Annotated in this window: 10 protein-coding genes and 1 pseudogene; 3 read left to right on the top strand and 8 right to left on the bottom strand. The window is 70.2% G+C overall.

Going from position 1 to position 11,612, the window contains the following annotated elements; all coding sequences use genetic code 11:
• The 8 genes and pseudogenes from B5X90_RS17765 to B5X90_RS17730 form a co-directional block, all read right to left on the bottom strand.
• A partial coding sequence (locus tag B5X90_RS17765) for a helix-turn-helix domain-containing protein (RefSeq protein ID WP_143264802.1) occupies positions 1-182 on the bottom strand: 182 nt, incomplete at its 3' end.
• Positions 183-365: 183 nt separating this feature from the next.
• Entirely contained in the window at positions 366-1,868 is a 1,503-nt protein-coding gene (locus B5X90_RS17760) for an NtaA/DmoA family FMN-dependent monooxygenase (protein ID WP_079555263.1), read from the bottom strand.
• Positions 1,869-1,877: 9 nt separating this feature from the next.
• Positions 1,878-3,047, bottom strand: coding sequence for an LLM class flavin-dependent oxidoreductase (locus B5X90_RS17755; RefSeq protein ID WP_079555262.1), 1,170 nt, complete (start codon positions 3,045-3,047; stop codon positions 1,878-1,880).
• On the bottom strand, positions 3,044-3,925 hold the full coding sequence (locus B5X90_RS17750) for a DUF1684 domain-containing protein (protein WP_079555261.1): 882 nt from the start codon (positions 3,923-3,925) through the stop codon (positions 3,044-3,046). Before B5X90_RS17750 ends, B5X90_RS17755 begins: the two co-directional genes overlap by 4 nt.
• Positions 3,909-5,068: pseudogene (locus tag B5X90_RS17745) on the bottom strand (LLM class flavin-dependent oxidoreductase). The gene B5X90_RS17750 and the pseudogene B5X90_RS17745 overlap by 17 nt, the downstream one beginning before the upstream one ends.
• Positions 5,065-6,129, bottom strand: a complete 1,065-nt coding sequence (locus B5X90_RS17740) for an ABC transporter substrate-binding protein (RefSeq protein ID WP_079555260.1) — start codon at positions 6,127-6,129, stop codon at positions 5,065-5,067. The pseudogene B5X90_RS17745 and the gene B5X90_RS17740 overlap by 4 nt, the downstream one beginning before the upstream one ends.
• Positions 6,130-6,137: 8 nt before the next feature.
• Positions 6,138-6,992, bottom strand: coding sequence for an amino acid ABC transporter ATP-binding protein (locus tag B5X90_RS17735; RefSeq protein WP_079555259.1), 855 nt, complete (start codon positions 6,990-6,992; stop codon positions 6,138-6,140).
• Positions 6,989-8,077: an amino acid ABC transporter permease gene (locus B5X90_RS17730; protein ID WP_079555258.1), complete on the bottom strand. Its 1,089-nt coding sequence runs from the start codon at positions 8,075-8,077 to the stop codon at positions 6,989-6,991. Before B5X90_RS17730 ends, B5X90_RS17735 begins: the two co-directional genes overlap by 4 nt.
• 241 nt (positions 8,078-8,318) lie before the next feature.
• Between B5X90_RS17730 and B5X90_RS17725 the strand changes: the two genes are divergently transcribed.
• The 3 genes from B5X90_RS17725 to B5X90_RS17715 all read left to right on the top strand — a co-directional run bounded on the left by B5X90_RS17725 (position 8,319) and on the right by B5X90_RS17715 (position 11,611).
• On the top strand, positions 8,319-10,355 hold the full coding sequence (locus B5X90_RS17725; RefSeq protein WP_079555257.1) for an FAD/NAD(P)-binding protein: 2,037 nt from the start codon (positions 8,319-8,321) through the stop codon (positions 10,353-10,355).
• The gene (locus B5X90_RS17720; RefSeq protein ID WP_256860314.1) at positions 10,352-10,954 is read left to right on the top strand and encodes a GNAT family N-acetyltransferase; all 603 of its coding nucleotides are present in this window, start codon (positions 10,352-10,354) and stop codon (positions 10,952-10,954) included. Before B5X90_RS17725 ends, B5X90_RS17720 begins: the two co-directional genes overlap by 4 nt.
• Positions 10,955-11,035: 81 nt before the next feature.
• Positions 11,036-11,611, top strand: coding sequence for a LacI family DNA-binding transcriptional regulator (locus tag B5X90_RS17715; protein WP_079555256.1), 576 nt, complete (start codon positions 11,036-11,038; stop codon positions 11,609-11,611).
• The last annotated feature ends 1 nt before the right edge of the window (position 11,612 follow it).

Raw genomic sequence — 11,612 nt, 5'->3', positions numbered from 1 at the left:
CGGCTTGAGCGGTCCTGCAGACCGGCCGCGCCCTCGGCCCGGAAACGTCTGACCCACCGGTACGCCGTCTGCCGGGACACACCCAGCTCCGCGGCGATATGGGCGACCGGGCGGCCTGCGGCCACACGGTCAACGATCAGGAGTCTTCCATGAACTGTTAGACGGGCATTAACGTGGGACACGAGGACCTCCGAGCGCAAAGTGTGTGAACTAGACAGCTCCACTTAGCCCGGAGGTCCTCCTCGTTTTCAAGCCCTACATGTCAACAACGTCCCGGCGCAGTACATCTAGGCCTCGAAAAGGGCGGCTACGGAGCAATCGATGGTGATTGCCTAGGGCTGCGCCGTGACGGAACCGGAGATTGCCTAGGGGTGTGCCGTGACGGAACCGGCGTCGAGGCCTGCCCCGCCTGCCCCGCCTGCCCCGCCTGCCCCGCCTGCCCAGGCTGCCCCGGCGGCCTCGGCGGCCTCGACGGCGACCCCGGGAACTGCGCGGACCGGCGTGGCCAGGCCGAGGTTCTCCCGCAGCGTGCTGCCCGCGTACTCCGTGGGGTACACGCCGCGCTCCTGCAGTTCCGGCACGAGGTGGTTGACGATGTCGTCGAGGCCGGACGGAATCAGCCACGGCGAGATGTTGAAGCCGTCGACGGCGCCGGTCCGGGCATACTCGCTGAGCCGGTCCGCGACCTCGGTGTACGAGCCGGTGAAGGTAGAGTCCCCCCGGCTGGTCTTGGCCGAGACGAACTGGCGGATGGACAGGCCCTTCTCCTTGGCCTCGGCCCGCCACTGGTCGGCCAGCTGGCGTGCCTTGGCGCCGTGGAAGCCGCTGCCGCGCGTTTCGGAGGTTTCTTCTACCACGGGGTCGATGTCCGGCAGCGGGCCGTCGGGATCGTAGCCCTGCAGCTCCCGGCCCCAGAACTGTTCGAGGTACGCGATGGCCTGCTGCGGGCCGATCTGCAGACTGCGGACCCAGGCCTTCTTTTCGAGGGCCTCCCGCGGCGTGGCGGCGAGGATGAACTCGCTTGCCGGCATGATCTTCACGTCCTGGGCGCCGCGGCCGGCCCGGAGGGTGCGCTCAACGATGTCGCGGCGGAACTCCAGGGCGTCATCGAGCTGCGGGTGCGCGGAAAAGATGACGTCCGCCTGCCGGGCGGCGAAGTCCCTGCCCTCGGGCGAATCCCCGGCCTGGAACAGCACCGGCCGGTACTGGGCGCTGCGCGGCAGCCGCGGGGTGACGTCGACGGTGTAATGCCGGCCGGTGTGGCGCACCCGCCGGACCGCGCCCTCCGCCGACCACCGCTCGGCGGAGGCTGAGCCCGCGACGGCGCCGTCGTCCCACGCGTCCCAGATCCGCTTGGCGGTTTCCACGAAGGCCTCGGCATGGGTGTACCGGTCGGCGTGGTCCAGGTACCCGCCGCGGCGGAAGTTGGCGCCGGTCCAGGCGTTGTCCGTGGTGACGATGTTCCAGGCCGCGCGGCCTCCGGACAGCAGATCCAGCGTGGAGAGCCGGTGCGCCAGGTCCGCCGGGTCGTTGTACGTGGTGTTCTGGGTTGCGACCAGCCCGATCCTGGTGGTCACCGAGGCCAAGGCGGCGAGGGCGGTCTGCGCGTCGGGACGGCCGGCGACGTCGAGCGCGTGCGGGCGGCCAAGATGCTCGCGCAGTCGCAGGCCTTCGCCGAGGAAGAACGCCGCGAACAGGCCGCGCTCGGCGGTTTGGGCGATGCGCCGGAACGATTCGAAGTCGGTCTGGGAGCCGGACTCGGCCGCCTTCCAGACGGTTCCGGAGTTGACGCCCTGGAAGAACACGCCCAGCTGGAGCTGACCTGACGGGGTGAATCCCGCGGTGGCGTGGTGGGTACTGTGGCTCATGGTGGCTCCTTAGTTTTCCGCGCCGGTGACAGTTGTTCCGGAGGCAATGGCGGCGTAGCGGCTGGCTGGCCGGGTCAGCCCCAGCCGATCGCGGAATGTGGCGTCCGGGCTGGTGGGGGCGAGGACCCCGCGCCGGCGCAGTTCGGGCAGCACCAGCCGCGTCAGTTCCTCAAGATCCGTGTCCAGCACGGCGGGGTGCAGGCGGACCCCCTCGGCCCAGGCCAGCACCTCCGTAAGCAGATCGGTAAGCCCGGCCGCCGAGCCGATGAACTGTGCGCGCGGGCTCTGCCATGGGGTGTGGCCGTTCAGCGCGGCCAGCCGCTCAGCGGCGGTCTGGCCGCGGGAGTCCAGCACGACGTCGAGCTCGGCAATCAGCGCGGGCCCCTTGCCGCCGGCGGCGAGTCCTGCGCGCGTCGCCGCGAGCTCCGCGGCCAGGAGCCCGGGCGTCGGGGCCGAGACGAGGAGCGCGTCGGCTGCCCCGGCCGCGATGGCCTCCGCGGTGAGGAGCCCGGCCGGGGCCAGGACGGGCAGCTGGCCCTGGGGCGGCCGGGGAATGATCGACGGACCCTTGACCGAATAGTTGCCGTTGTCGACGTCGATGTAATGCAGCTTGTCGACGTCGAGGTAGCGCCCGGTGGGGACGTCGCGGATCACGGCGTCGTCCTCCCAGGAGTCCCAGAGCCTGCGGCTGACCTCGATCGAATCGGCGGCCTCACGGGAAAGCCGGTCCCCGCGCACGGTGTCGCGTCCGACGGCGGCGGCATCGGCAGCGCTTGATGAAGCGGCTACCAGCCAGCCGGCCCGTCCGCCCGAGACGTAGTCCAGGCTGGCCAGCTGGGTTGAGATGTGGAACGGCTCGGTGTAGGCGGTGTCCACTTCCGGAATCAGCGCGAGGGAGCGGGTCACGGGGCCGGCGAACGCGGCGCGCTGCAGGGCGTTGAGCCGGGCCGCGGCGTCCGGGCGCCCGGGGGCCGGCAGGCCGGGGTCGGAAAACGTCGCCGCGTGGAACCCGGCGGACTCGGCGGCGAGAACGGCGCCGCGGAGGTGTTCCGGGCCCAGCACGGCAGCCGGGGCCGAGCGGGAAACCCGCCACGCGGCCGGGTGGCTGCCGGCGCCGTCGAGCTCGAGCAGCAGGAGGCCGTGTTCGCGGGGCCCGTCCTGGGCGGGATGGCTGCTCATGATGCGTCCTGTCGTTCGTAGGGGATCTGTTCGCCGGCCTCGATGGGCACCGGCAGGCGGTTCTCCGCCGGCGGCAGCGGGCACGTGGCGAGGTCCGTGTAGGCGCACGGCAGGTTCACCGCCCGGTTGAAGTCGAGCCAGACCGTGCCGTCGGGACCAGGAGCCGCCACGGTGAGCGAGCGGTTGGCCGCGTAGGTGCTCTTGCCCGAGGTCGCGTCCGTGAAAAGCACAGACAGCGTGCCCGGAGCGTGGCCGTTGAATGCGGTGAGGCTCAGGTCGTTGCCGCGGAGCCGGAAGCGGATTTCCCCGGGGGCCTCGTAGACGTGCTGGATTCCCTCGACCGCCGCGCCCACCGTGGTGGGCCGCGGTTCGGCGAACGGCACGGATATTCCCGAGACGGCATATTCGGTGCTGGGGGCGTAGGCGGGGGTGCCGCGGTAGCCGGTGAGCAGCGGGTTCAGAGGATGCCGCGGCCGCACGACATAGCGGCCGCCGCGCTTGGCGAGCTCTATCACTGTATGGCCGGCGCCGGCATCCTCCACCCGCAGATTCAGGCCATCGCGCTCGGAAATTGGGCCGAGGAACACGGTAGCTCCGGACCCGTCTGCGTTCAGTTCCTGCCCGTCGCGAAGGACGCGTTCGCCTGCCCCCAAAGCCAGGCGGACGACGTCGTCCTCGACGCTCCACGTACCCGGCGCCCCGTCCAGCCGTGCGGGTGAGGCATCGAGCCAGTGCAGGTGGGTGACGGCGAGGAAGCCGTGGGGGCTGGCGCGGTGGCGTTCGTGCGCGGTATGCCAGTCCGCCCAGGCGGTTTCGAATTCCCGGTCGGGACTGATGCGGCGGGTCGGACTGCCGGGGGTGTCAGTGGGTGCGGACATAGGAGCTCCTGTGCTGGTTGTGGGCGGCTGCGACGCGGGCAGCGGCGTCGGGTTCGGTGGAGCCGGCGGCCTCCGGCCGGCCGGCGTACGGGTCGCGTCGGCCCAGAGCGTGGTGGGCGCGGCGGCGCGGACGGCCGGAATGACTTCCAGGGCGAAGCGCTCCAGGATTTCCAGCTGCTGGGCGAAGGGCAGAGTGGTGGGCAGCGAGATGGACTGCAGGTCGTGGCCGTAGAGCGCGTGGTAGCTGAGGATCTTGTCGATGACCTGCTCCGGGCTGCCCACCAGGGCCGGGCCGTCGGCGACTGCGTGGTCGATGTCCCGGTAGGGGGAGTTGTTGCCGGGAACGTTCCGGCCGGACGTGAGGGCCTCGTAGACCGGGCCGAACTGCCGCTTGGCCTCCTGAGTGGTGTCCGCGATGAAAACGCCGCCCGCGCCCGATCCGGAACCCAGGTACTGGTGCCGGGGATCGTGGCCGTGCCGTTCGTATTCCTCGCGGTAGTGGTCAATGAGCAGCTTGTAGTTTTCCCGCGGCTGGATCGCGTTGGCTGTGAACAGCGGATCGCCCCACTGCGCCGCCAGGGCCGCCGAGGCCAGGCTGGTGGCGGAGCCGTGCCAGACCCGCGGCGCCCCGGCGAAGGGCCGCGGGGTGGTGGTGGTGGGCTCTGTCAGCGCGGCGCGGAACCTCCCGGACCACGTGATGCTTTCCTCGGTCCAGAGCCGGCGGAGCAGGGCGTATTTCTCCGCGAGGAGGTCCCACTGGTCCGCCAGGTCCAGGCCGAACAGCGGATACTGCAGCACCTCATTGCCCTTGCCGATCACCAGTTCCAGCCGCCCGCGGCTGAGCTGGTCGATCGTGGCGTAGTCCTCCGCGACCCGCACCGGGTCCAGCACGGACAGTACCGTCACGCCGCTTTGCAGCCGGATGCTCGTGGTGACGGCGGCGATGGCGGCGAGCACGGTGGTGGGGGAGGAGGAGATGAACTCGCCCGCGTGGCGTTCCCCGACGGAGAAGCTGTCGTAGCCGAGGTCCTCCGCCCGGCGCGCGGTCTCCACCACCTGGTTGAGCCGGTCCGCGGTGGAGACGATCTCCCCGGTGACCGGGTTCTTCAGGTGCGGGATGATGTCGAGGACCTGGAATTTCACTGCGTTTTCCCCGTCTGTGTTTTCCCCGCATGGCCGGCGCCGAAGTTGGCCTCGGTGACGGTCGTGGACTCGGGAAGGGCTTCCTCGGAGAGTCCCCAGCGGTCCAGGACCTTGGCGTAGGAGCCGTCCTTGATGGCGGAGTTCAGGGCGTCCGTGATGGCCGGGGCCAGGCCGTTGCCCTTGAGCGTGGTCGCCGCGACCAGGGTCTCGGACGGCCATCCGGCGTTGACTTTGCCCACCACCTTGAGGTCGTCGCGGGTGTTTTCCCGGTACGTAACGGACGGGTAGGGCGCGAGGTTCAGGTCGGTGCGGCCGGAGGGCAGCGCCAGGATGGTGTCGGCGTCGGAGGAGTAGTACTGCAGTACCGCGGGCGGCTTGCCCTTGGCCTCGAGCTCCTTGTTCCAGGCGATCAGGATCTTCTCCTGGTTGGTGCCCGAGCCCACCGAGATCTTCAGGCCGGAGATGTCATCGGAGCCCTTGATGTTGTAGCCGGAGCTCTTCCTGGCCTCGAAGCCCATGTACGCGGCGCGGTAGCTGGAGAAGTCGAAGAGCTTCACGCGGGCGGCGTTGATGCCCACATTGGAGAACACGGCCTCGAAGTCGCCGGACTGGGTCTTCAACGGCCAGTTCTCCCAGGAGGTCACCTGGACGTCCAGGTCCAGGCCCAGCTTGTCCGCGACCAGCTGGGCCAGGTCCACCTCGACGCCGATCGGGGTCTTGTCGTCCGTGGCGTGGAAGGACAGCGGGATCGCGCCCGCCGTCGTCGCGACGGTCAGCTTGCCGTCCTTGCCGATCGGTGCGGGGACCTTCGCGGCCAGGGACGTGTCCTTCTGCGCCCGGATCCGCTGCTGGTCCGGCGAGGTGTTGTAGACGACGCCGTTGCGCGCCGCCGTCGTCGCCGGCTGCCCGCCGGCAGCCGCGGAGGCGCCGGGATCCGCGCAGCCACTCAAGGCCAGGGTGCCGGAAAGGCTGCCGATGAGGACGACGGCGGGAAGCGCCGCACGCGTCCGCCGGGGGCCAGTACTCGCGCGGGCGGTGCGGAGGGCGGAGCTGACTGCCATGGGGTTCCTTAGATGTTGAAAGCGGGTTCGATGACTTTGGAGAAGAAGCTCCGGGTGCGAAGTTCGCGCGGGTTGGTGAAAATCTCCTGGGGTGTGCCTTGCTCGACGATCTGGCCCTGGTCCATGAACACCACCGTGTCGGCGACGTCGCGGGCGAAGCCCATCTCGTGCGTGACGATGATCAGCGTGGTGCCGGACTTGGCCAGCCCGCGGATGACGTCCAGGACCTCGTTGACCAGTTCCGGGTCCAGGGCCGACGTGGGCTCGTCGAAGAGCAGGATCTTCGGGTCGAGGGCAAGCGCCCGGGCGATCGCGACGCGCTGCTGCTGGCCGCCGGACAGCTGGCGCGGGTAGGCGCCGGCACGGTCCTTCAGGCCCACCCGGTCCAACAGTTCCAGACCGCGCTCGCGGGCCTCGGCCTTGGAGAGCCGGGGCTTTCCGGCCCGCGGCGCGACGATCGGTGCCTCGGTGACGTTTTCCAGCGCGGTCAGGTGCGGGAAGAGGTTGAAGTTCTGGAACACCATCCCGATCTCGGTGCGCTGCTTCAGGATTTCCTTTTCGCACAACTCGTGGAGCCGGCGCCCCCGGACCTCGTAGCCCACCAGCGTGCCGTCGATCGCGATGAACCCGGCGTCGGCCTTTTCGAGGTGGTTGATGGTCCGCAGGAGGGTGGATTTGCCGGACCCGGACGGGCCGACAATCACGGCGACACCGCCGGGCTCGACCGTCAGCGTGATGCCCTTGAGGACCTCCGTGGCCCCGAAAGTCTTGCGGACCTTCGTGATCTCCACGAGGCCGCGGGTGGTTACGGCGTCCGTGGCAGCGGCCGCGGTCTTGGTGGTTGTACGGAGTGCGGTGCTCATCGGGTGCCCCTTTCCTGGCTCGATTCCCGGGCTGCGGGCGTATGGATGGCGAGGAATTTGCGGGCCTTCTGCAGCGGGGTCAGGGGCAGCGTGCGGACCGCGCCCTTGGAGTAGTGCCGCTCGATGTAGTACTGGAAGACGCTCAGGACCGAGGTGATGACGACGTACCAGAGTGTGGCCACGAGCAGCAGTGGCAGGACCTGCTGGGTGCGGTTGTAAATGACCTGGACGGTGTAGAACAGCTCGGAATAGGCCAGGACGTAGACGATCGAGGTGCCCTTGACCAGGCCGATCACCTCGTTGAAGGCGGTGGGCAGGATGGCCCGCATGGCCTGGGGCAGGACGATCCTGGTGGAGCGCCGCCACGCCGGAATGCCCAGGGCGGTGGCGGCCTCGAGCTGGCCCTGGTCCACGGACAGGATGCCGCCGCGGATGATCTCGGCGGAGTAGGCGGCCTGGTTCAGGGTCAGGCCGAGGACTGCCGCGGCGAACTGGCTGATCAGGGTGGTGGTCTGGGCCTCAAAGAAGCGCACGTCCGTGAAGGGGATCCCCAGGCTGATTTTCTCGTAGAGGTAGCCCAGGTTGTACCAGAGCAGCATCTGCACCAGCAGCGGCGTGGAGCGGAAAATCCAGGAGAACGTCCAGGAGACGGAGACCAGCAGGGGCGAGGCGGAGAGGCGCATCAGCGCCAGGATGAACCCCAGGATGAAGCCGAGCGCCCCGGAGATCGCCGTCAGCTTCAGGGTCTCCAGCAGGCCGTTCACGATCGACTGCGCGGTGAACCACTGCGCCACCACGCCCCACTCCCAGCGCGGGTTGGTGGCCAGCGACCAGGCAATGCCGGCCACGCCCACGGCGACGACGGCGGTGCCCACCCAGCGCCACGGGTGGCGGGCCGGGACCAGCCGGTAGTCGGCGTAGTCGGTTGCGGCCTTGCGGCCCGCCGAAGCGGAGCCGGCCGGCGCGGTCTCGCCGGCGGGTACGGGTCCTGCGGCCCCGACCGGTGCGGTCCCGGGTGCGGATTCGATGCCGGCGGACGCCGGCTCCGGGGCTGACTGTGCCACCGGGGTTGCTGTTGAACTCATGCGCCACCTCGCTTCTTCCAGTTGCTGTGGGGGTAGTTGGCTGCCAATCTAGGGCCGTCCGAAAACGCGCGGCAAGGCGGCAGGTTGCATACGTTCACGCGGGTTCGCACGGCGTCACACGACGAATTCTTGCCTCGATTTACGCCGCGTTACGCGGGGTGAACGGCCGTGACCGGCACCTCGACCGGCTCCATTTCGGGTGCCTAGCATGAGGGCTCCGCACCCGAGCCAGGAGACCGTCATGCCAGTGAATGCCCCATCCGTGGTCCTCATCGGCGGCGGCCCGCGCGCGGCCGGGCTGCTGGAACGCCTCGCCGCCAACCGGCCGGAGCTGCTCGACGGCGCCCTGCAGATCCACGTCGTGGAGCCGCACACTCCGGGTGCCGGCAGGATCTGGCGTTACGCGCAGCATCCCGGGCTGATGCTCAACTCCGCGGCGGCGGACGTCACGATGTTCACGGATGCCTCCGTCAAATGCGAGGGACCCGAGGCCGACGGCCCCGGCCTGGCAGAGTGGGCCGCCGGGGTCCTGGACGGGTCCATCGCGGATGTTCCGGAGCTGCCGCCGGAACTCCGGCGCCAGCTGGCCGCCCTCACCGGTGCCACGTTCCCCACCCGGCAGCTGCAGAGCATCTACCTGGAATGGTTCTTCCGCCGCTCGGTTGCCGCCCTCGGACCGGACACCACCGTCACCGTGCACCGGGACACGGCGACCGCCGTCGAGCCGGTGCAGGGTGAACGTGAAGATGGCGAAGCGGAACAGGGTCCGGAACGCTACCGCGTCCGGCTGGCCGGCGGCGCGGTGCTGGCCGCCGACGTCGTCATCGCCTGCCTGGGGCACACCGATTCGCTGCCCGATGAGGAGTCTGCGGCGTGGGCCGGTTTTGCCGCCCGGCACGGTGCGTTCCACGCGGCGCCCAGCTACACCACCGACGTCGACTACTCACTCCTCGCCGCCGGCCAGGACGTGATTGTCTCCGGCATGGGCCTGGCCTTCGTGGACCTGCTGGTCCTGCTCATGGAGGGCCGCGGCGGCAGGTTCGAGGAGCTGTCAGGCGGCGGCCTGCGCTACCTGCCCTCCGGTGCCGAGCCGCGGCTGTGGGCCGGCTCCCGCCGCGGCGTGCCCTACCACTCCAAGATCACGTCCGCCCTGCGCGGGGGTGCCGCGGGCGAGCCGGCGTTCTTCACGGCCGACGCCGTCGCGGCGCTGCTGGATGCGGCCGGCGAGGTGGACTTCCGCGCCCAGCTGTGGCCCCTGATCGCCAAGGACGCCGGCTACGCGTACTACCGCGAGCTGTTCACCGGCTACCCGGAACGGGTCCGGATCGGCTGGCAGGAATTCGCCGAACGGTTCGCCGCCGCAGACTGGTACAGCCAGGACCGCCGGCGGCTCGTTGCCGGGTCCGTCCCGGATGCAAGGCTCCACCTGGACCTCGAACGGCTGGACCATCCCTTCGCCGGCCGCGTTTTCGCCGGCCACGCAGACTTCCAGGCCGCGGTGGCGGCGTACATTGACCGCGACCTTGAGCTGCGCACCGGGCCGGACCATTCGGAAACCCTGGCCCTGTTCACTTCCTTGCTGAAGTCCTACATGGACCTGGGCCGGCTGGTGCCGTCCGAGCGCCTGAACGCGCGGTCGCAGCGGGAGGTCCAGGGCTGGTGGCACGGCTTCTTCAGCTTCGTCGATTCCGGACCGCCGCCGCGCAGGCTGCGGGAAATGCTGGCGATCCACCGGGCCGGGCTGCTGCAGTTCATTGGCCCGGGGCTGGAGATCGAGGCCGCGGAGTACTCGGGCCGGTTCGTCGCCCGCTCGGCCCAGTCCGGGATCACCGTGTCAGCGACGGCACTGATCGAGGCCCGGCTCCCGGCGCCGTCGGTGGCCCGCTCCGCGAACCCGCTGCTGCGCCAGCTGCACGCCTCCGGGCTGGGCAGCGAACAGCAGCTCCTCACTGCCGACGGCACGCACGCGACCGGACGGCTCCTGGTGTCCGCCCACAACGAGCTCATCAGCCCGGTGGGGGAGCGGCGCGAGCGGCTGTTCGGCGTCGGGCCCGGCACTTCCGGCTGGGGCGCCGGCGCCTTCGCCCGGCCCGGCACCAACGCCGCGCCGTTCCGCGAAAACGACGCCCTGGCCCGGCGCGTCCTGAACCTGCTGGCGAACCCCAACAACCGCGAGGCCGGCAGCGGCCTGGCCAACAACGATCAGATTAACAACGATCAAGCGGACGCCGGCCAGGCGGTGCCGCAGACCGCCGCCGGCGGAAAGGACCCGTCATGACCCCGACACCACTACACACCCCGCCCGTGGACACAGCCGCGCTGACGGTCCTCAATCTCCCCATGGGCGATCCCAGGGTCCGTCCGCTCCTGGATGAGCTCGCGCTCGAGTACGACACCCGCTACGGTAACCTCTTTGGCCGCGGGGCCGCCGCGGAGGAACTCAACCGCTACCCGGCCGAGGAATTCGCCGCGCCGGGCGGGGCCCTGCTGATTGTGCGCGAGAACGGCGAATCCGTGGCCGGCGGCGCGTTCCGCCGGCACGGCCCGCAGACCGCCGAGTTCAAGCGGATCTGGACGCATTCAGCGCACCGGCGCCGCGGACTGGCCCGGTTTGTCCTTGCCGAGCTGGAGGCGCTGGCCGGCCGTCGCGGCTACCGGAACGTCTACCTGACAACCGGCCCCCGCCAGCCGGAGGCGAAACACCTCTACCTGAGCACCGGTTACGAGGCACAGTTCGATCTCTCCGCCGACCCGGAAACCATCGGACCGCTGGCATTCACCAAGGACCTGCCCGGCGCAAACCTCGGCGCAAACCCCGCGGCAAACCCCGCCGCGCTTCTTGGCCGACGTGGGCCGGGAACCCGTGCTTCGGGCTAGAGTTCACACAGGGGGTCTGCCCTAAATCAACGTTTTCACCAGCCGCCGCGGACCCGGCGGAGAAACAGCCGGGAGTCATCAGTGCGGCCTGGATCCAAGCCCACCATCCGCGATGTCGCGCAGACGGCCGGGGTCTCCCTGACCACCGTCTCCTATGTGCTCTCCGGCCGCTCCGGCGGTACCACCCGGATCAGCGAGGCCACCCAGGACCGGGTGCACGCCGCGGTCCGCGAACTTGGCTATGTGGCCAACAGCGCCGCCCGGGGAATGCGCCGGGGCCGGACGGAGCTGGTGGCCGTGGCCGTCCCGGACCTCGAGCAGCCCCGGGACAGGGCCATCGCCACGGTGCTGGCCAGGATCCTGCCGGAGCACGGCTACCAGCCCGTCATCCTGCTGGGCGGGAACTGGCGGCAGTTCATGCTCGCCGGCGGAGCCGACGGCGTGATCCGCACCAGCGCGCCGGAGGCGGACGACGATTCCGGGGCCATGGCGGAGCTCGCCGGCCGCGGCACGCCCCAAGTACTCATCACGCACGACGCCGGGCCCGGCAGCCTTGCCGTCCAGGGCAGACTCGATGTGGTCCCCGCCGGAACGGACACCCCCGAGATCCTGGCCGGGCGCGCCGTCACTCTGCTGCTGGCACAGTTGCGGGGCTAGG

It is taken from the genome of Arthrobacter sp. 49Tsu3.1M3, assembly GCF_900168135.1.
Classification (GTDB): domain Bacteria; phylum Actinomycetota; class Actinomycetes; order Actinomycetales; family Micrococcaceae; genus Arthrobacter.
This window is presented reverse-complemented; position numbering and strand designations above follow the sequence as displayed.